The 21,304-nt window shown below is 57.1% G+C and carries 23 protein-coding genes and 1 other annotated feature; of the genes, 1 reads left to right on the forward strand and 22 read right to left on the reverse strand.

What is annotated here, in order from left to right; translation table 11 throughout:
• Positions 1–26: 26 nt before the first annotated feature.
• The 19 genes from rpoB to FOI68_RS19785 all read right to left on the reverse strand — a co-directional run bounded on the left by rpoB (position 27) and on the right by FOI68_RS19785 (position 17,074).
• A complete protein-coding gene (gene rpoB, locus FOI68_RS19695) occupies positions 27–3,566 on the reverse strand; it encodes a DNA-directed RNA polymerase subunit beta (protein WP_029101079.1) in 3,540 nt (1,179 codons plus the stop codon).
• 244 nt (positions 3,567–3,810) lie between these two features.
• Entirely contained in the window at positions 3,811–4,407 is a 597-nt protein-coding gene (locus FOI68_RS19700) for a class I SAM-dependent methyltransferase (protein ID WP_143864073.1), read from the reverse strand.
• Positions 4,408–4,502: 95 nt separating this feature from the next.
• The gene (gene rplL, locus FOI68_RS19705; RefSeq protein WP_029101081.1) at positions 4,503–4,871 is read right to left on the reverse strand and encodes a 50S ribosomal protein L7/L12; all 369 of its coding nucleotides are present in this window, start codon (positions 4,869–4,871) and stop codon (positions 4,503–4,505) included.
• A gap of 81 nt (positions 4,872–4,952) precedes the next feature.
• Entirely contained in the window at positions 4,953–5,468 is a 516-nt protein-coding gene (gene rplJ / locus FOI68_RS19710; protein WP_029101082.1) for a 50S ribosomal protein L10, read from the reverse strand.
• Between the two features lie 23 nt (positions 5,469–5,491).
• Positions 5,492–5,662, reverse strand: a sequence feature (ribosomal protein L10 leader region).
• Positions 5,663–5,709: 47 nt separating this feature from the next.
• On the reverse strand, positions 5,710–6,393 hold the full coding sequence (gene rplA, locus FOI68_RS19715) for a 50S ribosomal protein L1 (protein WP_029101083.1): 684 nt from the start codon (positions 6,391–6,393) through the stop codon (positions 5,710–5,712).
• Positions 6,394–6,482: 89 nt separating this feature from the next.
• Positions 6,483–6,908 (reverse strand): 50S ribosomal protein L11, encoded by a 426-nt coding sequence (gene rplK, locus FOI68_RS19720; RefSeq protein ID WP_029101084.1) that lies wholly within the window; start codon positions 6,906–6,908, stop codon positions 6,483–6,485.
• Between the two features lie 254 nt (positions 6,909–7,162).
• Positions 7,163–7,699 (reverse strand): transcription termination/antitermination protein NusG, encoded by a 537-nt coding sequence (gene nusG / locus FOI68_RS19725; protein WP_029101085.1) that lies wholly within the window; start codon positions 7,697–7,699, stop codon positions 7,163–7,165.
• Between the two features lie 43 nt (positions 7,700–7,742).
• Positions 7,743–7,958 carry a preprotein translocase subunit SecE gene (gene secE / locus FOI68_RS19730; protein WP_029101086.1) on the reverse strand — a complete coding sequence of 72 codons (216 nt, stop codon included), beginning with the start codon at positions 7,956–7,958 and terminating at the stop codon, positions 7,743–7,745.
• A gap of 33 nt (positions 7,959–7,991) precedes the next feature.
• Positions 7,992–8,141 carry a 50S ribosomal protein L33 gene (gene rpmG / locus FOI68_RS19735; protein WP_029101087.1) on the reverse strand — a complete coding sequence of 50 codons (150 nt, stop codon included), beginning with the start codon at positions 8,139–8,141 and terminating at the stop codon, positions 7,992–7,994.
• A gap of 234 nt (positions 8,142–8,375) precedes the next feature.
• Positions 8,376–9,026 (reverse strand): RNA polymerase sporulation sigma factor SigH, encoded by a 651-nt coding sequence (gene sigH, locus FOI68_RS19740; RefSeq protein ID WP_029101088.1) that lies wholly within the window; start codon positions 9,024–9,026, stop codon positions 8,376–8,378.
• Positions 9,027–9,106: 80 nt separating this feature from the next.
• The gene (locus FOI68_RS19745; protein WP_143864074.1) at positions 9,107–9,631 is read right to left on the reverse strand and encodes an NYN domain-containing protein; all 525 of its coding nucleotides are present in this window, start codon (positions 9,629–9,631) and stop codon (positions 9,107–9,109) included.
• A 1-nt stretch (position 9,632) separates the two neighbouring features.
• On the reverse strand, positions 9,633–10,388 hold the full coding sequence (gene rlmB, locus FOI68_RS19750) for a 23S rRNA (guanosine(2251)-2'-O)-methyltransferase RlmB (RefSeq protein WP_143864075.1): 756 nt from the start codon (positions 10,386–10,388) through the stop codon (positions 9,633–9,635).
• On the reverse strand, positions 10,381–10,794 hold the full coding sequence (locus FOI68_RS19755) for a Mini-ribonuclease 3 (protein ID WP_029101091.1): 414 nt from the start codon (positions 10,792–10,794) through the stop codon (positions 10,381–10,383). The genes rlmB and FOI68_RS19755 overlap by 8 nt, the downstream gene beginning before the upstream one ends.
• A 15-nt stretch (positions 10,795–10,809) precedes the next feature.
• On the reverse strand, positions 10,810–12,216 hold the full coding sequence (gene cysS, locus FOI68_RS19760; RefSeq protein ID WP_143864076.1) for a cysteine--tRNA ligase: 1,407 nt from the start codon (positions 12,214–12,216) through the stop codon (positions 10,810–10,812).
• A complete protein-coding gene (gene cysE / locus FOI68_RS19765) occupies positions 12,197–12,862 on the reverse strand; it encodes a serine O-acetyltransferase (protein WP_029101093.1) in 666 nt (221 codons plus the stop codon). The genes cysS and cysE overlap by 20 nt, the downstream gene beginning before the upstream one ends.
• Before the next feature lie 341 nt (positions 12,863–13,203).
• Positions 13,204–14,670, reverse strand: coding sequence for a glutamate--tRNA ligase (gltX, locus tag FOI68_RS19770; RefSeq protein ID WP_029101094.1), 1,467 nt, complete (start codon positions 14,668–14,670; stop codon positions 13,204–13,206).
• 113 nt (positions 14,671–14,783) lie between these two features.
• Positions 14,784–15,272 carry a 2-C-methyl-D-erythritol 2,4-cyclodiphosphate synthase gene (gene ispF / locus FOI68_RS19775; RefSeq protein ID WP_029101095.1) on the reverse strand — a complete coding sequence of 163 codons (489 nt, stop codon included), beginning with the start codon at positions 15,270–15,272 and terminating at the stop codon, positions 14,784–14,786.
• Positions 15,269–15,961, reverse strand: coding sequence for a 2-C-methyl-D-erythritol 4-phosphate cytidylyltransferase (gene ispD / locus FOI68_RS19780; protein WP_029101096.1), 693 nt, complete (start codon positions 15,959–15,961; stop codon positions 15,269–15,271). The genes ispF and ispD overlap by 4 nt, the downstream gene beginning before the upstream one ends.
• 21 nt (positions 15,962–15,982) lie before the next feature.
• Positions 15,983–17,074, reverse strand: a complete 1,092-nt coding sequence (locus FOI68_RS19785; protein WP_029101097.1) for a PIN/TRAM domain-containing protein — start codon at positions 17,072–17,074, stop codon at positions 15,983–15,985.
• Positions 17,075–17,364: 290 nt separating this feature from the next.
• Here FOI68_RS19785 and FOI68_RS19790 point away from each other — a divergent pair, with 290 nt between their 5' ends.
• Positions 17,365–17,760 (forward strand): nucleoside triphosphate pyrophosphohydrolase family protein, encoded by a 396-nt coding sequence (locus FOI68_RS19790; protein ID WP_029101098.1) that lies wholly within the window; start codon positions 17,365–17,367, stop codon positions 17,758–17,760.
• A 157-nt stretch (positions 17,761–17,917) separates the two neighbouring features.
• Here the strand turns inward: FOI68_RS19790 and pssA are convergent, their stop codons facing one another.
• The 3 genes from pssA to radA all read right to left on the reverse strand — a co-directional run bounded on the left by pssA (position 17,918) and on the right by radA (position 21,207).
• Entirely contained in the window at positions 17,918–18,646 is a 729-nt protein-coding gene (gene pssA, locus FOI68_RS19795) for a CDP-diacylglycerol--serine O-phosphatidyltransferase (protein WP_029101099.1), read from the reverse strand.
• A 107-nt stretch (positions 18,647–18,753) separates the two neighbouring features.
• Entirely contained in the window at positions 18,754–19,830 is a 1,077-nt protein-coding gene (gene disA, locus FOI68_RS19800; RefSeq protein WP_029101100.1) for a DNA integrity scanning diadenylate cyclase DisA, read from the reverse strand.
• Positions 19,831–19,839: 9 nt separating this feature from the next.
• Positions 19,840–21,207, reverse strand: coding sequence for a DNA repair protein RadA (gene radA / locus FOI68_RS19805; protein WP_029101101.1), 1,368 nt, complete (start codon positions 21,205–21,207; stop codon positions 19,840–19,842).
• Between the last annotated feature and the right edge of the window lie 97 nt (positions 21,208–21,304).

Raw genomic sequence — 21,304 nt, forward strand, 5'->3', positions numbered from 1 at the left:
GCGTTACCTCCCTTTGTACCGGAATCTTACTCTTCGTCCAAGCTTCCAGCTTCAAGCACGAGGTTCAGCTTTTCACCGGTGCCCTCGTCCTCTTCTTCCATTTCGCGCATTTCAATTTCCTGCTCGTCTTCGGACAGGATCTTCACGTCCATACCCAAGCTTTGCAGTTCCTTGATGAGAACCTTGAAGGACTCAGGAACACCCGGCTCCGGTACGTTTTCGCCTTTGACGATCGCTTCGTACGTCTTCACGCGGCCCACGACGTCGTCGGACTTGACGGTAAGGATTTCCTGCAGGGTGTAAGCAGCGCCGTACGCTTCCAGCGCCCACACCTCCATCTCCCCGAAACGCTGGCCGCCAAACTGGGCTTTCCCACCCAGCGGCTGCTGCGTGACGAGGGAGTACGGACCGGTGGAACGGGCGTGAATCTTGTCGTCGACCAGGTGCGCCAGCTTCAGCATGTACACGCAGCCAACCGTGACGCGGCGGTCAAACGGTTCGCCCGTGCGGCCGTCGTACAGGATGGTTTTCCCGTCGCGGTCCAATCCGGCTTCTTCCAGGGTCTGGAACACGTCTTCCTGACGCGCTCCGTCGAATACCGGCGTCGCCACGTGGATGCCCAGCATCTTGGCTGCCATCCCCAAGTGGGTCTCCAGCACCTGACCGATGTTCATCCGGGACGGTACGCCCAGCGGGTTGAGCACGATCTCGACCGGCGAGCCATCCGGCAGGAACGGCATGTCTTCCTCCGGCATGATGCGGGCGATAACCCCTTTGTTACCGTGGCGGCCCGCCATCTTGTCGCCCACGGAGATTTTCCGTTTTTGCGCGATGTAGACGCGCACCAGTTGGTTGACGCCCGGCGGCAGTTCGTCGCCGTTTTCGCGCGTAAACACCTTGACGTCGACGACGATACCGGAACCGCCGTGCGGCACGCGCAGGGAGGTGTCGCGCACTTCACGCGCCTTTTCCCCGAAGATGGCGTGCAGCAGGCGCTCTTCCGCGGTCAGCTCGGTAACCCCTTTCGGCGTCACTTTCCCGACCAGAATGTCGCCGTCCTGAATTTCCGCACCGACGCGCACGATACCGCGCTCGTCCAGGTTTTTCAACGCGTCTTCACCCACGTTCGGGATGTCGCGCGTGATTTCTTCCGGACCCAGCTTGGTGTCGCGGGCTTCGGACTCGTATTCCTCGATATGGATAGACGTATAGACGTCGTCTTTTACCAGTTTTTCGCTCAGAAGGATGGCGTCCTCGTAGTTGTACCCTTCCCAGGTCATGAACGCAACGATGACGTTGCGGCCCAGCGCCAGTTCGCCTTTTTCCGTGGACGGACCGTCAGCGATGATGTCGCCCTTCTCCACCCAGTCGCCTTTTCTCACGATCGGGCGCTGGTTGATGCAGGTGCCCTGGTTGGAACGGATAAACTTGTGCAGCTTGTATTTGTCGAGGTCGCCCGCCACCTTCTTGCCGTCGATCTCCTTGTAGCGGCGCACCCAAATCTCGCGGGCGGTCACGCGCTCCACCTGGCCGTCGTGCTTCGCCACGATCGCCACGCCGGAGTCCTGTGCCGCCTTGTGCTCCATCCCGGTGCCGACAAACGGCGCCTGCGGCACGAGCAGCGGAACGGCCTGCCGCTGCATGTTGGAACCCATCAGCGCGCGGTTGGCGTCGTCGTTTTCCAGGAACGGAATCAGCGCCGTCGCCACCGATACGACCTGCTTCGGCGATACGTCCATGAAGTCAACCTTGTCGCGCGGCACGCTCAGGATCTCGCCCTTGCGCCGACAGATGACCATCTCGTTGATGAAGCGGCCTTCCTCGTCAAGCGGCTGGTTGGCCTGCGCCACGTTGTACACGTCCTCTTCGTCCGCCGTCAGGTAGACGATTTCGTCCAGCACGCGGCCCGTCTCCGGGTCCACTTTGCGGCGCGGCGTTTCGATGAAGCCATAGTCGTTGATGCGGGCGTAAGTGGAGAGCGAGTTGATCAAACCGATGTTCGGACCCTCCGGCGTCTCAATCGGGCACATCCGGCCGTAGTGGGAGTGGTGAACGTCGCGCACTTCGAAACCGGCCCGTTCGCGGGTCAGACCACCGGGACCGAGCGCGGACAGACGGCGCTTGTGCGTCAGCTCCGCCAGCGGGTTGGTCTGGTCCATGAACTGGGAGAGCTGGGAGCTGCCGAAGAACTCCTTGATGGCGGCGATCACCGGACGAATGTTGATCAGGGCCTGCGGCGTGATCTGGTTCTGATCCTGGATCGACATGCGTTCGCGGACCACGCGCTCCATCCGGGACAGACCGATGCGGAACTGGTTCTGCAGCAGTTCGCCCACGGAGCGGAGACGGCGGTTGCCCAGGTGGTCGATGTCGTCGGTCGAACCCACGCCGTGCAGCAGGTTGATAAAGTAGTTGATCGCAGCCACGATGTCGGCCGGCGTAATGTGCTTGATGGATTTGTCCACATTGCCGTTACCGATCACCTTGATGATCTTGCCGTCTTCGTTCGGAGAGAAGATGTTGATTGCCTGCAGGCGCAGCGTGTCTTCCTCCAGAACGCCGCCGTGGGTGCGGACTTCCACAAACCCGACGCTTTCTTCCAGCGCCGGCAGGATGCGGTCCAGCAAACGGCGGTCAATCACCTGGCCGGCTTCGGCAATGATCTCGCCGGTTCGGGTGTCCACGAGCGTCTCCGCCAGCCGTTGATTGTAGAGGCGGTTTTTCAGGTGAAGCTTCTTGTTCATCTTGTAACGGCCGACAGACGCCAGATCATAGCGCTTCGGATCAAAGAAGCGGGAAATGAGCAGACTCTTCGCGTTTTCCACTGTCGGCGGCTCACCCGGACGCAGGCGCTCGTAGATTTCGATCAGCGCCTTTTCCACGGAATCGGTGTTGTCTTTTTCCAGAGTGTTCTTGATGTATTCGTCCTCGCCCAGGAGGTTGAGAATTTCGATGTCGGAGCCAAAGCCGAGCGCACGCAAAAGGACCGTTACCGGGATTTTGCGGGTACGGTCGATGCGGACGTAAATGACGTCTTTCGCATCGGTTTCCAGTTCCAGCCATGCGCCGCGGTTTGGAATCACCGTCGCGGTAAACGTCTGCTTACCGTTTTTGTCCACTTTGGTGTTGTAATATACACTGGGGGAACGAACAAGCTGGCTTACGATGACACGCTCAGCCCCGTTGATAATGAAGGTTCCCGTTTCCGTCATGAGCGGGAAATCCCCCATGAAGACCTCTTGTTCCTTCACTTCGCCCGTCTCTTTGTTCAGCAAGCGGACCTTCACGCGCAGAGGCGCCGCATACGTGACGTCGCGTTCTTTCGACTCGTCCACGTCATATTTCGGTTCACCCAGGCTGTAATCGATGAACTCCAGCACGAGGTTTCCGGTGAAATCCTGGATCGGCGAAATATCCTGAAACATTTCGCGCAGTCCTTCGTCCAAGAACCATTGGTAGGACTTCTGCTGAATCTCGATCAGATTGGGAAGGCCCAGCACTTCGTTAATGCGTGAGTACGTACGACGCTGGCGGTGTCGGCCACTTTGAATCACTTTACCTGCCAACTTATTCACCCCTCAGGTTGTGTTTTCACACAAAATAAAAATGGGTTAAAGCAGTAACACCATTTTTAACCCAGAGAAACTCTATTTTAAAAGAATTCCCATATTTTTACACCCACATTCCTCCTCTATGTAAAAAAGAAGAAAACGGTTGACAAAACGGGAATTGCTGAAAAATAGACATTGATCCCATATTGACATTTTATAATGCTACCACAACGAAATATTCGCGTCAAGGGCGTTTTTTCTACTTCACCGCGCGGAAAATATGGTACCCCTTGCTCCGTTCCACTTCCTCCACGTCGCGGTACGTCTCCTGCAGCTTTTTCCAGGCGGATGGCGCTCCCTGCTTCTTTTGGATCACCACCCACAGTTCGCCCCCCTCCCGAAGCAGCCCGTGCCCTTCGGTAAAGATGCGGTGAACGATTTCCTTGCCGGCGCGGATCGGCGGGTTGGTGAGAATCACGTCAAACGTCTCCCCCTGAACCGCAGCGTACACGTCGCTGACCCGGACCTCCACATTGCCAATGCCGTTCAGTTGGGCGTTGCGGCGAGCCAGTTCCACGGCCCGTTCGTTGATGTCGATCATCATGACCCGCCCTTGGTCTGCCAGCTTGGCGGCCGCAAGCCCGATCGGTCCGTACCCGCAGCCCACGTCGAGCACGCGCGCGTCCCGGTCAACCTGCATCGTCTCAATCAACAGGACACTGCCGAAGTCCACCCGGTCGCGGGAAAAGACGCCGGCATCGGTAATGAAGCGCAGTTCGTGCCCGCGCAGGGTAAAGGAAAACTGGCGCTCGTCATGCGCGGCGCCGGGGCGGCTGGTGTAGTAATGGTCTGCCACGGTTCATCCAACCTTTCCTCGTCCGATCTGGGTGCATGTGTACAGAAAATCCCCCTGCCGCAGGCAAGGGGATGTTTCCGTTTCAGGAAGCCAACTTACTTGATTTCTACAGTTGCGCCAGCTTCTTCGAGTTTTGCTTTGATGGATTCGGCTTCTTCTTTGGACACGCCTTCTTTGAGTGTCTTCGGAGCGTTGTCTACCAGGTCTTTTGCTTCTTTCAGACCCAGGCCGGTCAGCTCGCGAACCACTTTGATCACGTTGATTTTGGAAGCGCCGCCGCTTACCAGGTTTACGGTGAATTCGGTTTGCTCAGCAGCAGCATCAGCAGCGCCAGCACCGCCAGCAACTACAGCTACCGGAGCAGCAGCGGTTACGCCGAACTCTTCTTCGATTGCTTTAACCAGTTCGTTCAGTTCCAGAACGGACATGCCTTTAATCGCTTCAATGATTTGCTCTTTGCTCATCTTCTAATCCTCCCATTCCAGGAAATTGTATTGGCGACGGCCGTTTACGCGGCCCGTCGAATGTGAAGTCCGTTTACGCTATTACGCGCCTTGGCCTTCTTTTTGATCGGATACTGCTTTGACAGCCAGCGCGAAGTTGCGGATCGGCGCCTGCAGTACGCTGAGGAGCATGGACAGCAGACCTTCGCGGGACGGCAGGGAAGCCAGCGCCTTGATTTGCTCCGGACCTACCACTTTGCCCTCGATGACGCCGCCTTTGATTTCGAGCTGCTCGTTTTTCTTCGCGAATTCCACCAGGACTTTCGCCGGAGCAACCGCATCATCCTTGCCAAACGCCAGCGCGTTCGGACCCGTCAGATACTGATCCAGTTCAGTCAGGTTTTCTTTCGCGGTCGCCAGGCGGGTGAGCGTGTTTTTCAACACTTGGAACTCAACGCCTGCTTCGCGCAGTTGTTTGCGCAGTTCGGTCACCTGCGCTACGGTCAGGCCGCGGTAGTCAGCCACCACGGTGGTTTGGCTTTCGCGCAGTTTGGTTGCGATCTCATTTACCGCTTGTACTTTCTCTTCACGAATAACGGTTGGACGGATTTCTGCCAATGTTTACACCTCCCGTGCTCTATCCTCGAAAAAGAAGAATGCCCTCGTAGACACACGAGGGCATAATGTTCTATCGTCAAAGGAACGCAGCGGCTCCTTTTTCCGTACCATTACACGCCTCGGAGGGATATTAAGCATCGCTTGGACAAGCCAAGCTCCGCACCTTCTGTCTACGGCATGACATATTCTTTTCATCAACAGGCACTATCATAGCAACTTCCCCACGGGAAGTCAAGTGTCATTATTTTACAGCGACGCGTACGCCCGGACCCATCGTGGAGCTGATGGATACGTTTTTCATGTAAACGCCTTTCGCTGCTGCCGGTTTCGCACGGTTGAGCGCTTCGGTCAGCGCAGCCAGGTTTTCCGCCAGCTTCTCGACGTCAAAGGACACTTTGCCGATCGGCGCGTGGATGTTACCTGCTTTGTCTACGCGGTACTCGATTTTACCGGCTTTGATTTCGTTGACGGCTTTGGCTACGTCGAAGGTAACGGTGCCGGTTTTCGGGTTTGGCATGAGGCCTTTCGGACCGAGTACGCGACCCAGTTTCCCTACTTCACCCATCATGTCCGGGGTGGCTACCACAACGTCAAAGTCAAACCAGCCGCCTTGGATTTTGGCGATCAGGTCAGCATCGCCCACGTAATCGGCACCAGCCGCTTCCGCTTCTTTCGCTTTTTCGCCTTTCGCGAACACGAGAACGCGCTGTACTTTACCGGTACCGTGCGGCAGTACCACCGCACCGCGGATTTGCTGGTCAGCACGCTTCGGGTCTACCCCCAGGCGAAACGCCGCTTCCACCGTTTCGTCAAACTTGGCGGACGCTGCTTTTTTCACCAGCTCAATCGCTTCGGTTACTTCGTATACCTTGTTTTTGTCAATCAGCTTGGCAGCTTCTTGATACTTTTTGCCTCGTTTTGCCATGTGTAAAATCTCCCTTCAATGTGGTCGTAGCGGTTTGATCCTCCCACAAATAGGGGGCACATTACCTGTACCCCCTCACAACAGCACCATTAGTCTTCGATCACGATACCCATGGAACGAGCCGTCCCTTCGATCATGCGCATAGCCGCTTCCACGGATGCAGCATTCAGGTCAGGGCGTTTCAGTTCCGCGATCTCGCGTACTTTGTCACGCTTCAGGGTAGCGACCTTGGTTTTGTTCGGTACGCCGGAACCGGACTCGATGCCAGCAGCTTTTTTCAGCAGAACAGCAGCCGGCGGAGTCTTCGTGATGAAGGTGAAGGAACGGTCTTCATAAACGGTAATTTCTACCGGAATGATCATTCCTGCTTCGCTCTCTGTACGAGCGTTGAATTCTTTACAGAATCCCATGATGTTCACACCAGCTTGGCCGAGAGCCGGACCTACCGGAGGTGCAGGATTTGCTTTACCTGCCGGGATTTGTAACTTAATTACGCGGATAACCTTCTTAGCCACGTAAGACACCTCCTTACTTCACATGTGGTTAATGCGGGGGCATGCCCCCTCCCACCGTTTTGTCGAAAGCCTATGTAGACTTTCCATCTATAGTGAGAGTGCAAGAAACCCCAGAGTTTGCGGCGGGATTGCAAAGACGGCGTCGCCGTTTTTGCTGCCCTTTGGGGGCACATCATCTTTTTTAAAAATCGCCGAGACGATTTTTAAAACAAAATGAAATGTACCACATAGCGCGATACTTTTCAAGATCAATCCTAATCCAATTTTTGAACCTGCGTAAAGTCCAATTCCACCGGTGTTTCACGCCCGAAGATGTCCACCAGCACACGGACCTTCTGTCTGTCTGGGTGAATCTCGATGATCTCTCCCGTCCGGTTGGAGAACGGACCGTCCGTCACCCGCACCATATCGCGGAGAGCGAAGTCGACTTTGACCTTGGGAATCTCGATCCCCATCTGACGGAGGATCGCATCCGCCTCTTCAGGACGCAGCGGAGTCGGTTTGGAACCGGCGCCCGTGGAACCGACAAAGCCGGTAACCCCAGGGGTGTTGCGCACGACATACCACGAGTCGTCCGTCATCACCATTTCAACAAGGACGTATCCGGGAAACACTTTTTTCGTGACGGTGCGTTTTTTGCCGTCCTTCGTCTCCACCTCTTCTTCGGTGGGGACGAGAACGCGGAAGATCTTGTCTTCCATGCCCATCGACTCGACGCGTTTCTCCAGATTGGTCTTTACCTTGTTTTCATAACCTGAGTACGTATGAACGACATACCATGCTTTTTCCATATCCACAAGGACGTTTCCGTCCGTCCCTCCTAGGCTTGCAAAATTACTTTCCTAAAATCAAATCGATCACGCGCGAGATACCCAAGTCGATGACGAAGAAGAACAGCGCAAGCAGCGTCACCGTTACAAGAACGACGATCGTGTAGCTGGTCAGTTCTTTCCGGTTGGGCCAGCGGACCTTCTTCAGTTCGGACATAACGTCGCCGAAAAATTCGCCTGTCCGGCGAAATCCGGCACCGATTCGTGCTAGGAAACCCACAGTGCCACCCCCAGACTTCGTCGCTTCCATGCGTTACTTCGTCTCGCGATGAAGGGTATGCTTCTTGTCACGGGAGCAGTACTTTTTCAGTTCCACACGCTCGGTAGTCGTGCGCTTGTTTTTGGTGGAGATATAGTTACGCTCACCACACTCGGTGCACGCCAACGTGATGTTTACTCGCATTTATTGCCACCTCCATCTCATTTCAAACCTTCGCTGCTGATAGAAAGGGAACAAAATAGTACGGGAAAACCGCTACTTTTCCTGACCATTTGTGAGACAGCAGCCATCAAACACGAGAGAAAATCGTTTATGGCTACCTAAACAAATTTATCACACCCGTCTACCCATGTCAACAAAACGGCTTGACAAGAGGAAAGTATTTTGTTCCAGAATGCAAAAAAGAGATTCTCTGTATCACAGATGAATCTCTCTTCCTTCCAGATACCGTTCCAGCTTGCGCTTCACCCGCTGCAGGGCGTTGTCGATCGACTTGACGTGACGCTTCAGCTCCACGGCGATCTGCTGGTAGGAACGTCCGTCCAGATACAGCATCAGCACCTGCCGTTCCAGGTCGCTCAGGATTTCGCTCATCTTTCCCTCGATGTCGTCAAATTCCTCGCGGTTGATGAACAGCTCTTCCGGATCGGTCACCTTGGTGCCGCAGATGACGTCCAGCAGCGTACGGTCGGAATCTTCATCGTAGATGGGCTTGTCCAGCGATACGTAGGAGTTGAGCGGAATGTGTTTTTGGCGGGTAGCCGTTTTGATGGCGGTAATAATCTGGCGGGTGATGCACAGTTCGGCAAACGCTTTGAACGATGTGAGCTTGTCCCCTCGGAAATCGCGAATCGATTTGTACAGGCCGATCATGCCTTCCTGCACAATGTCTTCGCGGTCGGCCCCAATAAGAAAATAGGAACGCGCTTTGGCCCGCACGAAATTTTTGTACTTGTTGATCAAGTACTCCAGGGCCTCGGCATCATTTTCGCGAACCAGGTCGACTATCTCTTCGTCGGACATCATCTCATATTGGGCATGTTTCAACTCCTTGAGGTCAACACTCACGAATGATCCCTCCGCCAACCGGTTTCTCACAGATACGGCTATTATACATGCGGCATAAAAAAGCGTCAACCGAATCCAAGTTATTCCCTTCGCCATTTTTCGAATATTTTCGCTATTTCCCCATCCAGCGAAATGCGGGTGGAAAACCGCTCTTCATGCGTTTTGTCCACCTGCTGCTTGATCTCTTTCCCGACACTTTCCATGTCCAGAAGAAGTTCCCTGGCCGACTTGCGCAGCGCCCCCTGGCCGAAGATGACGCGCTGGGAGGTGTAGTCGGACGTCGCTACATAAATTTGTCGATTTTTTTCGTGAAATTCCAAGACCAACTGTTCAATTTTTTCGTCGGCTGTCTCTTTCTGTTTGGTGTAGTAGATGTCCACCTGGTAGTCCTGCATCTGCCGGCCGGCACCAGGCACGTTGTAGGCGTCAAACACGATGATCACCTTGATCCCGGTAAAGCTCTGGTACTCGGCCAGCCTGGAGATGAGCAGGTCGCGCGCTTCGTCCATGCGATCCTGGTCCTTGAGTGCGCGCAGGTCGGGCCAGGCCCCGATGATGTTGTAGCCGTCCACAATCAACAGTTGTTTGGCTTTCCTTTTCGCCATTTCACTTCACCCGTGCCGGCAGCGGACTCCTGGCGCGGTAGACTTCGTACATGAGCAGGGCGGCGGCGACGGAGGCGTTGAGCGAGGTGACGTTTCCCGCCATCGGCAGACGGTAGAGAAAATCGCAGTTCTCCCGGACCAGGCGGCTCATGCCTTTGCCCTCACTGCCGATGACCACGGCCAGCGGCATGGTGTAATCGCCCTCGCGGAAGTCCTGCTTGGCCCCCGCGTCCGTGCCGGCAATCCAGACGCCCCGCTGTTTCAGCTCCTCCATGGTCCGGACCAGGTTGGTTACCCGGGCGACGGGCACGTAGTTGATCGCCCCCGCAGACGCTTTGGCCACGGTCGCCGTCAGCCCGACGGAGCGCCGCTTGGGAATGATGATGCCGTGCGCCCCGACCGCATCGGCCGTCCGCATGATCGAGCCCAGGTTGTGCGGGTCTTCCAGCTCGTCCAACAAGAGCAGGAACGGCGGTTCGTTCCGCTCCTCCGCCCGCCGGAGAATGTCCTCCACCTCGACGTAGTCGTAAGCCGCCACCGACGCGATGACGCCCTGATGGTTGTCGGTGCCGCTGAGCTGATCCAGTTTTTTGCGATTGGCCGTGGTGACTACCACACCCTGATCCCTGGCCAGGGAGAAAATCGGCCCCATCAGGTTTTTGTTCGTCCCTTCGGCGATCCAGATCTTGTTGATGGCGCGCCCCGACCGCAGCGCTTCGATGACCGGGTTTTTCCCGACAATCCACTCTTCACTCATGTTCAGATGCTCCTTCCACAATCGCAAAGGCCTGCTGCACGATTTCAGCGACCCGCTCTTCTTTTCCGCACAGATACAGGTACCCGATCAGGGCTTCGAACGCGGTGGCGTGCCGGTAGTCAATGATGTCGGCGTTTTTCGCGCTGGAACCGGACTTGGCGTTGCGTCCGCGCCTCACCACTGCCTGTTCCTCCTCCGAAAGGGACGGCAGCAGGGCGTGCAGGATGCCCGCCTGCGCCCTGGCCGACACGTACCGGTTGGCCGCCTTGTGGAGCTGGTGCGGCTTCACCAGCCCCTTGGCGATCAAATGGTAGCGGACGCAGTGGGCGTAGGTGGCGTCGCCCAAAAAGGCCAGCACCAGCGGATTCATCAGGTTGGGGTCTCGGGACAGTTCTTCCTTCTGCATCGTGTCACCGGCCCTTTACTTGCGGCGCCAGCGAACGCCCTGCGGGGTGTCTTCCAGCACGATTCCCTTTGCAGCCAGCAGGTCGCGAATCTCGTCTGCGCGAGCAAAATTGCGCGATTTGCGCGCTTCCGTCCGCTCCGCGATGAGCGACTCCACTTCGCTGTCCAGGAGCTCCTGTTCCTGCTCCAGCTTCAGGCCGAGCACGCCGGTCAGCTCCAGCAGCAGGTCGCGGTATGCGGCAAGCTGCTCCCGGCCGACGTTTTGGTTGCGCATGTACAGGTTGGCTTCCTTCACCAGGTCAAACAGCACGGTAATGGCATTGGCCGTGTTCAGATCGTCGTCCATCTCGGCGATAAACCGCTCCCGCAGTTCGCTTACGATCCGGGCCTGCTCCTCGGCCTGGCCGTTTGGCTCCTCCGGACGGGCCGTCTCCAGCCGGTGCAGCAGGTTGGCGTAGGCGGTCGTGATCCGCTCCAAACCGTTGGCCGCCTGCTCCAGCAGATCGTCGCTGAAGTTGATCGGGTTGCGGTAGTGGCCCTGCAGCATGAAAAAGCGGATCAACTGCCCGCCGTACCGCTCGATCAGCTCCCGCGCCAAGAGGAAGTTGCCGAGCGACTTGGACATCTTTTCGTTGTTGATGTTCAGCATGCCGTTGTGCAGCCAGTAGCGGGCAAACACTTTGCCGGTGTAGCATTCCGACTGGGCAATTTCGTTTTCGTGGTGGGGAAACACCAGGTCGGACCCGCCGGCATGGATGTCAATCTGCTCGCCGAGGAATTTGAGCGCCATCGCGGAGCACTCGATGTGCCAGCCCGGCCGCCCCTGGCCCCACGGACTTTCCCAGCTCACTTCGCCCGGCTTGGCCGCTTTCCACAGCGCGAAGTCGAGCGGGTTTTCCTTCTTTTCGTTTACCTCCACGCGGGCACCCGCCTGCAGATCGTCCAGCGGCTGGTGGGAGAGCTTGCCGTATTCGTTGAACCGGCCGGTGCGGAAATAGACGTCCCCTTCGCTCTCATACGCATAGCCTTTCTCGATCAGTCCCTCGATAAAGCGGATGATCTCGGGAATCGTATGCATCACGCGCGGCTGAACGTCGGGCGGCAGCACATTGAGGGCCCGCAGGTCTTCGTTGTAGGCCGCCATGTAGCGGTCGGCCACTTCCTTGACGGTCGTGCCCTCCTCGTTGGCGACGCGAATCAGCTTGTCATCCACGTCTGTAATGTTCTGCACAAACGTGACCTGGTATCCGCGGTACTGCAAATACCGGCGCAGGGTATCAAACACGATCGCCGGGCGGGCGTTGCCGATGTGAATGTAGTTGTACACGGTCGGTCCGCATACGTACATCTTCACCTTGCCCGGCTCAAGCGGAACGAACGGTTCCTTTCGCCGGGTCAGGGTATTAGTAAACTGAATGCTCATTGCTTTTCTTTTCCTCCCTCAATGCGTTCACTTCGTTGCGCAGCTGCTCGATTTCCCGCTGCATCTGCCGAATCGTGTCAGCCAGCGGGTCGGGCAGATTGACATGATCCAGGTCGCACGTGACGCGCTTGCCGTCCTGAATGACGATGCGGGCCTTGATTCCGACCACGGTGGAGTTGGGCGGCACCTCCTGCAGCACGACCGCTCCCGCCCCGATTTTGGAGTTGTCGCCGATCTTGAACGAGCCGAGCACTTTCGCTCCGGTGGCGATAATCACATTATTGCCGATGGTGGGATGGCGCTTGCCTTTTTCCTTGCCCGTACCGCCCAGCGTCACCCCCTGGTAGATGGTGACGTTGTCGCCGATTTCGCAGGTCTCGCCAATGACGACGCCCATCCCGTGGTCGATAAACAGCCGTCTGCCGATCTTCGCTCCCGGGTGAATCTCGATGCCGGTCATAAACCGGACAAACTGAGAAACGACCCGGGCCAGCGTACACCATCCGGCCTTCCACAGTTTGTGGGCAATCCGATGGCCCCAAATGGCGTGCAGGCCGGAGTAGGTCAGGACCACCTCCAGCGTGCTCCGGGCTGCCGGATCGCGCTCAAATACCGCTTGAATGTCGTCTCGCATCTGTCTGAACATAGGGTGACACCTCCTGCCAGATTGTTTTCGTTGGAATAAGAAAAACCGCCCCGGCCGCCTTCGCGTGCGAAGGAGGCAGAGACGGTGTGAACCGCGGTTCCACTCTGCTTAGACCGTCCCGGAAACGGCGCCTTGGGCCCGTGCGGACGATCTCGCTCATCTCCCGGTAACGGCGGGGCACCGTCTGCCCTACTGCCGCGCCCCAAACGGACGCGGGTTCAGGTCACTGCTCCCAGGGGCATTTCCAAACAGCGCGCGCCGGATGGCTCCCACCTGCCCATCCTCTCTGGAGACGCGGAGGCTGCCGTACTTCTCCTGTTCCTCGCATTTGCCTTTATCCATTATTCGCCGTGCGTCAGGACGCGCTTGACGCGTTCCAGCACCTTGTCTTTGCCCAGCAGATAGAGCGTCACGGCCAAATCGCGCCCGTGAGCCTGACCGGTAGCCGCCACGCGCACCGGCATGAACAGGGCCTTGCCTTTGTGGCCGGTTTCTTTTTGCACCTCTTTCAGCACCGCTTTGATTGTATCCGTATTATATTCGTTCTGCGCCGACAGGTGTTTGACAAACGATTCCAGCACCTCGGGCAATTGCGGTTCCTTCAATACCGCCTTCGCTTCTTCATCGTACACCACTTCGTCGAGGAAGAAAAGCGCCGCCAGCGGCACGATCTGCGCACAGTAGGACATCTGCTCCTGGTAGAGCGAGACGATCTCGCGCACCCATGCCCGCTTCTCGTCGGACAGCGTCTCCTCGATGAACCCCGCCTTTTGCAGGTGCGGAATGCACATGTCGGTGATGAGGTCAAGCGGCTGCCGCTTCAGGTAGTAGTTGTTCATCCAGTTCATCTTGGCCGTGTCGAAGACGGCCGGCGACTTGCTGACGCGGTCCAGGGAGAACAGCTTGATGATGTCCTCCATGGCGAAGATCTCTTCCTCCCCGCCCGGCGACCATCCGAGCAGCACCAGGAAGTTGACGATCGCTTCCGGCAAAAAGCCCAGTTCACGGTACTGTTCGATAAACTGGATAATGCTCTCGTCGCGCTTCGACATCTTTTTGCCTTCCTGGTTGAGAATCAGCGCCAGGTGCGCGAACTGCGGCGGCTCCCAGCCCAACGCTTCGTAAATCATCAACTGGCGTGGGGTGTTGGACAAGTGCTCCTCGCCGCGAATGACGTGGCTGATCTCCATCAGGTGGTCGTCGATCACGACCGCAAAGTTGTAGGTGGGAATGCCGTCCGGTCGACAGATGACGAAATCGCCCATCTCTTTGGTTTCAAACGTCACCTGTCCGCGAATCAGGTCGTTGACGACGTACACCTTGTCGTCCGGCACCTTGAAGTGAATGGACGGAACGCGGCCCTCCCGCTCGTACTGTTCCCGCTGTTCCGGCGTCACGTTGCGGTGTTTTTCCGAAATGCGCGGAGTCTCGCCGCGGGCGATCTGCTCCTCCCGCTCCGCGTCCAGTTCTTCCTTGGTCGCGTAGCAGTAGTACGCCTTGCCCTCGGCCAGCAGTTGGTCGATGTATTTGCGGTAAATGTCCAGCCGGTCCATCTGCCGGTACGGCCCGTACGGCCCGCCGATGTCGGTGCCTTCTTCCCACTGGATGCCGAGCCATTTGAGATTCTTCATCTGCTCTTCGTCAGCGTTTTCCACGTTGCGTGTTTGGTCCGTATCCTCGATGCGGACGATGAATTCGCCCCCCATATGCTTGGCAAACAAATAGTTGAACAGCGCCGTGCGCGCGCCGCCGATATGTAGATGCCCCGTCGGACTGGGAGCGTATCGCGTACGGATTTTTTTCGCCATGAGAAGCACCATCCTATTCGTTGAAGGTGTAAAAAAGGCGGAAACAGGGCTGAACTGCGGCGCCCATGTTTCCGGGTCTGCATCACTGTCTTTTTCGTTTCTAAGGTCTTATCTTACACCTCTCCCCGCTGCTTGACAAGCAAGCAGACGGCCTGTGCAGCAATTCCCTCTCCGCGGCCGGTAAAGCCCAGCTTTTCGGTGGTGGTTGCCTTCACGTTCACCTGGGACAGCTCGTCCGCTTCCAGCACGCGGGCAATGATTTCCCGCATCTGCGGAATGAACGGCGCCATTTTCGGCGCCTGGGCGATAATCGTGGCGTCCACGTTGCCCAGGCGGTATCCCCGCTCCTTGACCAGCTTCCAGACGTGTTCCATCAGCTTGACGCTGTCCGCGTCCTTGAACGCCGGATCGGTATCGGGAAAATGGCGGCCGATGTCCCCTTCGCCAATCGCCCCGAGCAGTGCGTCGCTGATCGCGTGCAGGAGCACGTCCGCGTCGGAGTGGCCCAAAAGCCCTTTTTCGTAGGGAATGGTCACGCCCCCGATAATGCAGGGGCGGCCTTCCACCAGTTGATGCACGTCAAATCCCTGTCCAATTCTCATCGCTGCTCTCCCCTTCTTCTGCGCAAAATCTCCTCGCCCAGCCACAAATCGTCCGGCGTGGTGATTTTAATGTTTTCATAGCTTCCCGGCATGACGGTGACGGGATGGCCCAGCCACTCCACCAACATGGCGTCGTCCGTGCCCGTTTTGCCCGCCTCGAGGGCCGCCTGATGTGCCTCCCGCAACAAGGAAACACGAAAAGCTTGTGGGGTTTGCACCGCCCACAAGCTCTCGCGCGCCGGGGTCGACTGGACCTTGCCGTTCGCCCCTACCACTTTGATGGTATCCTTGACAGGAACGGCCATGATCGTCGCCTGATCCCGCCGAACCTGCCGAATCAACTCACTGATCTGTTCCCTGGTCACGAAAGGACGGGCGGCGTCGTGCACAAGTACGTACGAGCAGTTCGGGGAAAGTGCGGCCAGCCCGCTGCGGACGCTGTCCTGCCGTTCGGCACCCCCCAGCGCGACGGTCAGCTTCAGCTTCTCCCGTTTGAGCCAGGCGAGCACATCGGCGTGGTCGCGCTCGCTGACCACCAGAACCACTTCACCGATCTCCGGGTGAGCGGCAAACAGGCGGACGGTATGGGCCAAAATCGGCTCCCCGCCCAGCGGCAGCCACACCTTGTTGCGCTCCGCTCCCATTCGCCTGCCGGAACCGGCTGCGACTATCACGACTCCCGTGTTCACGTCCCCATTCCTCTCCAGTCTCTACAACGCTTTTTCCAACAGCTTGGGCTTGGCGAAGATCATCCGCCCCGCCGAGGTTTGCAGCACGCTGGTGACCAGCACGTCGACGTCGTTGCCGATGTATTCGCGTCCCCCTTCGACGACGATCATCGTGCCGTCGTCCAGGTACGCCACCCCTTGGCCGTGCTCCTTGCCGTCCTTGATCACCTGGACGGTCAGCTCTTCGCCGGGGAGAACCACCGGCTTGACCGCATTGGCCAGATCGTTGATGTTCAGCACCGACACGCCCTGCAGTTCGCACACCTTGTTCAGGTTGAAATCGTTGGTGACGACCTTGCCGTTCATCACCTTCGCCAGCTTGATCAGCTTGCTGTCCACTTCGGAGACCTCTTCAAAGTCTCCTTCGTAGATCTGCACCTTGACCTTCATCTCTTTCTGGATCTTGTTCAGGATGTCCAGTCCGCGGCGGCCGCGGTTGCGCTTCAACACGTCGGACGAGTCGGCAATGTGCTGCAGCTCTTCCAGCACGAAGCCGGGAATCACCAGCACTCCTTCCAGGAAACCCGTCCGGCAGATGTCGGCAATCCGCCCGTCGATAATCACGCTGGTGTCCAAAATCTTGTACTCCACGTTGGACGGCGTTCCGCTGTTTTCCTTTTTGCCCTTTTCCCTGCGTCCGATGGAAAAGACGGCCATGATCTCATCACGTTTGCGGAAGCCCACCTGGAAGCCCAGGTATCCGAGCAGACACGACACCATCAACGGCAGCAGATCGCCTATCACCGGAATCGGGATGTTGCTGATGGGAAGGAATAATAAAAAGGCAACAATTAGACCAATAATCAACCCCATCGCGCCGAACATGACATCCACAATTGGCAGCTTGATCAGCGTTTCTTCTCCCCACCGGACGATGCGCAGCGTGTAATCGACCAGCCAGTTGGCGAGGAAGAAGAAAATCACGGCGCCTAAAACGGCTCCGATATAACTCTTGTAATGCACGTCACCGAAATTGAGCAGCGTATCCAGCAAGTCAAACAGGTCGGGACCAAATTTGTAACCCAGGCCGCCCCCGACCAGCACAAAAAAGCTTTTTCCTAATCGGCGAACCATGCCTTCACCTCCTCTTATTAATATAGACAGAAGTCCGCAGGAAAAACCCTGCTTCCTTAACATGGCTCACACATTTCATGGCGGCACTTCTCCCCCACTATATCAAAGATGAAAACTCAGTGTCAAATAGCCAAAGATTTTAACATACATGTTAAATTTCCGTCAATGGAGAACGCCCGTTTTCCTCCGTTCCCAAATTGACAGGGGACGGATTCCCTTCTTATAATGACAGTAGCAAATTGAATGAAAAATTCTGACGATATCAACAGCCTGAAGCAGAGGTGACTCACATGGACCATCGAAACGTGGACGACTTCCAAACGCAGGTCTCGGAGCTGCTGCTCAGACACCGCAGCGTACTGGACGTCATGTCCAAAATTCAGGAAACAGCGGCCCGTATCAACCGTTCACTGACCAAAGCCATCACCGAATGCGGCTGTGTCGAAGTGGTTGCCAAGAAGCAGTCCTACGATCCCCGTAAAAGTTTGCAGGAAAACCAATCGCTCTTGGACACTCATTTTTCCGGCCCCTTGTGCGAACATTGCCGCGACGTATTGACGGCGGAGCTGGGCAAAAACCTCTTCTACCTCACCGCGCTGTGCAACATTACCGACATCAGGCTGGAAGACGTCATCCGGCAGGAGTCGGAGCGCCTCAATACCCTCGGGGTATTCAACCTGTCATAGACTCCCATTTGGTATTACGATTGTACGCAAAGAAAAGTTGCATGTTCAAAGAAAAAACCCGCTTTCGCGAGCGGGTTTTCTCTCGACAGCCGGACCGGATATCCGACAGGCCAGGCGGGACCGCATCCGAACGGTACCGGCATGCGTCCGTGAGGCGTTATTCAAACGGCAGTGACTCTTCTTCGCTTTCCTTTTTCTTGCGCAGTTTTTTCACCAAAAGGTCAACGTTTTTTTTTATTCCGTACAGGGCGTAAAAGGCGAGCGGCAGGAAGACGATTTTGGGAAACTGCTGCGGGTACTTGATCGCCACGACGACCACAAGCGCCACGATGAGGGGCGTGATCCAAAACGCCGATTTCGGGATGCCCACCTTTTTGAAGTTCGGATACTTGATGGTGGACACCATCAAAAAGGCCAGCAGCAGCATGCCGACCGCCAGCATCGCCACGTTGAACACCTGGTGGTACAGGGCCAGCGTCGCAAGCACCCCGCCCGCAGCCGTGATCGGCAGACCCACGAAGTAGCCGGGCACGCCTGCCTGGACGTTGAAGCGCGCCAGCCTGAGCGCCCCGCAAATCGGGAAGATGGCCGTCACCACAATGCCGAACAGGTGCAGATCCTGCAATGCCACCACATACATGATAAACGCCGGGGCCACCCCGAACGTAATGACGTCGGAAAGGGAATCCAGCTCTTTGCCAAACTCGCTCTGCACGTTCAGCATGCGGGCCACCCGTCCGTCCAGTCCGTCCATCAGCATCCCGACGATAACGGTAATCGCCGCGTAATCCACGTACTGGTCGCCCTGAAACGCGAGAATGATGGCGACGATCCCCAAAAACAAGTTACTTATGGTTAGCATGTTCGGCAACGATTTCACGAACATAGACTACCTCCTGGTTTGGTTCGCAAAGGAGACGCGAAAAATCTGTCCATTGCCGGCAAGTCCCCTTGGCAAAGATCAATGCAATCATGCCTGTATCCTATTCTACCTCAAATGTGCCTGTCAATGAACACCTGCTCCTGGATCCGTTTCAACCCTTCCTTGATCGCCCTCGCCCGCACTTCGCCGATGCCGTCCACCTCGTCCAGCTCCTCGATGGTGGCCATCATGATCCGCGGCAGATTGTGAAAATGATCCACCAGGTTGGATATGATCGTCATCGGCAGGCGGGGAATCTTGTTGAGGATGCGGTATCCGCGCGGCGACACCGACTCCTCCAGCATGCTGGCGTTGGCGGGATAGCCAAGAATTCGCAAAAATGAACTGATTTCCAACATTTCATCGGCGGTCAGTTTCTTCATTTCCTTGAGCACCTGCTCCGCCGGCAGGTTGGGGTCGCGGCTGTAATCGCGAATCAGCATGCGGGCTTCCTCTTCGATATTGGCGACCAGCTCATCCACCTGCATGCTGACAAGCCGCCCTTCCGTCCCCAGTTCATAAATATACTTGGTAATCTCCGCTTTGATGCGTAAAACCATCTCGATCCGCTGCAAAACGGAGGTGACTTCGTGCAGCGTCACCAATTCTTCAAACTCCATCGCGCCCAGGTTGGTCAGCGTCTGGTCCAGCACGGCCTTGTACTTTTCCAGCGTGGAGAGGGCCTGATTGGCCTTGGCCAAAATCACGCTGATGTCGTTCAAGACGTAGCGGAAATGGCCTTGATACAGCGTGATCACGTTGCGCCGCTGGGAGATGGCGATGACCAGGTGGTTGGTCTGAATGGCCGTCCGCTGCGCCGTGCGATGGCGCGTTCCCGTCTCGCTCGAAGGGATGGAGGCGGGGGGAAACAACTGGGCGTTGGCGTACAAAATCCGCTTGGCGTCTTCACTTACTATGATCGCCCCGTCCATCTTGGCCAATTCATACAAATGAGCGGGCGTGAAGTCGCAATTAATGGAAAAGCCCCCGTCCACGATGCCTTTCATCTCCGGGCCGTATCCGACGACGATCAGGCCGCCCGTTTTCGCCCGCAGCACGTTTTCCAGCCCCTCGCGAAGCGGCGTCCCGGGAGCGACGAGGCGCAGGACATCGCTGTACTGCGGCTCTCTTTTGTTTGTCTCGAACATAGGTTGCGTCTACCCCCTTAGCACCTCGTCCAAAGCTTCGGCGATGTTGCTGATGCCGATTACGTCCATGCCGGTCGGGACTTCCAGGCCGCGGATGTTCTTTTCCGGAATGATCACCCGCTTGAACCCCAGCTTGTGGGCTTCCCTGACCCGCTGTTCGATCCGGGAAACTCCACGCACTTCGCCCGTCAGCCCCACTTCGCCGATGACGACGTCGTGCGGGTTGGTCGGCTGGTCGCGGAAACTGCTGGCGATGCTGACCGCAATCGCCAAATCGACGGCCGGCTCATCCAGCCGCACACCGCCGGCCACGTTGACGTACGCGTCCTGGTTTTGCAGCATCAGTCCCATGCGCTTTTCCAGCACGGCCATGATCATGGCCACGCGCTGATGGTCCACCCCGGTCGCCATCCGCCGCGGCGTCACAAAGCTGGTGGGCGCCACCAGCGCCTGCAGTTCCACCAGCACCGGCCGCGTCCCTTCCATGCTGGCCACCACCGTGGAACCAGCCACGCCGACGGGCCGCTCCGCGAGAAAGATTTCCGACGGATTGCCCACCTCTTCCAAGCCCCGTTCCTTCATCTCAAAAATGCCGATCTCGTTGGTGGAGCCAAAGCGGTTTTTCACCGCCCGCAAGATGCGGAAGGTGTTGTGCCGCTCCCCTTCAAAGTAGAGCACGGCATCCACCATGTGCTCCAGCATGCGGGGACCGGCGATGGACCCTTCCTTGGTCACGTGGCCGACAATGAAGGTGGCGATGCCCTTGCCCTTGGCAATGCGCATCAACTGGGCGGTCGCCTCCCGCACCTGCGCCACGCTGCCCGCCGCGGACTGAACGGCGGGATGAAACACGGTTTGTATCGAGTCAATAATCAACACATGCGGATCTACCTGATTAATATGCTGTTCGATCAGTTCCAAGTCGTTCTCCGCCAGCACGTACATGGGCGGAGTGTTCATCCCCAGGCGGTCGGCCCGCAGCTTGATCTGCTTGGCCGACTCCTCGCCGGAGACGTACAGCACTTTGAACCCCTGGTGGGCGAGCGCAAAAGACGTCTGCAGCAGCAGGGTCGATTTGCCGATCCCGGGATCCCCGCCGACGAGAATCAGCGACCCGGGAACAAGTCCGCCGCCCAACACGCGGTTCAGTTCGCCGATCGTCGTATCCAGCCGCGGTTCTTCCTCGCTCGCCACCTGCGTCAGCGGCATGGCTTCCTGACGCTGCCCGCCGACCGTCAGCTCGTACCGGTGAGACGATTTGACCGCCACTTCTTCGACCATCGTGTTCCAACGGCTGCACCCCGGACATTTGCCCATCCATTTGGGCGATTCATAGCCACATTCTTGACACGCGTATTTCGTTTTATACTTTGACATAACGGTACCTCGTCTGGGATTTCTCCTTTACATGTTTATCATACATGGGCGCACAAAAAAAGAATACCTCCAGTTTCGGAGGCATTCCTTCCTTTCA

The sequence above is a fragment of the Brevibacillus sp. LEMMJ03 genome, assembly GCF_007197875.1.
In the GTDB taxonomy this organism is placed as follows: Bacteria; Bacillota; Bacilli; order Brevibacillales; family Brevibacillaceae; genus Brevibacillus; species Brevibacillus thermoruber.

What these genes read in the sequence shown, in the direction of transcription:
- rplL (WP_029101081.1), bottom strand. Translation starts at nt 4,871, where the DNA reads ATGAGCAAAGAGCAAATCATTGAAGCGATTAAAGGCATGTCCGTTCTG.
- rplA (WP_029101083.1), bottom strand. Translation starts at nt 6,393, where the DNA reads ATGGCAAAACGAGGCAAAAAGTATCAAGAAGCTGCCAAGCTGATTGAC.
- nusG (WP_029101085.1), bottom strand. Translation starts at nt 7,699, where the DNA reads ATGGAAAAAGCATGGTATGTCGTTCATACGTACTCAGGTTATGAAAAC.
- rpmG (WP_029101087.1), bottom strand. Translation starts at nt 8,141, where the DNA reads ATGCGAGTAAACATCACGTTGGCGTGCACCGAGTGTGGTGAGCGTAAC.
- FOI68_RS19745 (WP_143864074.1), bottom strand. Translation starts at nt 9,631, where the DNA reads ATGGCGAAAAGGAAAGCCAAACAACTGTTGATTGTGGACGGCTACAAC.
- rlmB (WP_143864075.1), bottom strand. Translation starts at nt 10,388, where the DNA reads ATGAGTGAAGAGTGGATTGTCGGGAAAAACCCGGTCATCGAAGCGCTG.
- FOI68_RS19755 (WP_029101091.1), bottom strand. Translation starts at nt 10,794, where the DNA reads ATGCAGAAGGAAGAACTGTCCCGAGACCCCAACCTGATGAATCCGCTG.
- cysS (WP_143864076.1), bottom strand. Translation starts at nt 12,216, where the DNA reads ATGAGCATTCAGTTTACTAATACCCTGACCCGGCGAAAGGAACCGTTC.
- cysE (WP_029101093.1), bottom strand. Translation starts at nt 12,862, where the DNA reads ATGTTCAGACAGATGCGAGACGACATTCAAGCGGTATTTGAGCGCGAT.
- gltX (WP_029101094.1), bottom strand. Translation starts at nt 14,670, where the DNA reads ATGGCGAAAAAAATCCGTACGCGATACGCTCCCAGTCCGACGGGGCAT.
- ispF (WP_029101095.1), bottom strand. Translation starts at nt 15,272, where the DNA reads ATGAGAATTGGACAGGGATTTGACGTGCATCAACTGGTGGAAGGCCGC.
- FOI68_RS19785 (WP_029101097.1), bottom strand. Translation starts at nt 17,074, where the DNA reads ATGGTTCGCCGATTAGGAAAAAGCTTTTTTGTGCTGGTCGGGGGCGGC.
- FOI68_RS19790 (WP_029101098.1), top strand. Translation starts at nt 17,365, where the DNA reads ATGGACCATCGAAACGTGGACGACTTCCAAACGCAGGTCTCGGAGCTG.
- pssA (WP_029101099.1), bottom strand. Translation starts at nt 18,646, where the DNA reads ATGTTCGTGAAATCGTTGCCGAACATGCTAACCATAAGTAACTTGTTT.
- disA (WP_029101100.1), bottom strand. Translation starts at nt 19,830, where the DNA reads ATGTTCGAGACAAACAAAAGAGAGCCGCAGTACAGCGATGTCCTGCGC.
- radA (WP_029101101.1), bottom strand. Translation starts at nt 21,207, where the DNA reads ATGTCAAAGTATAAAACGAAATACGCGTGTCAAGAATGTGGCTATGAA.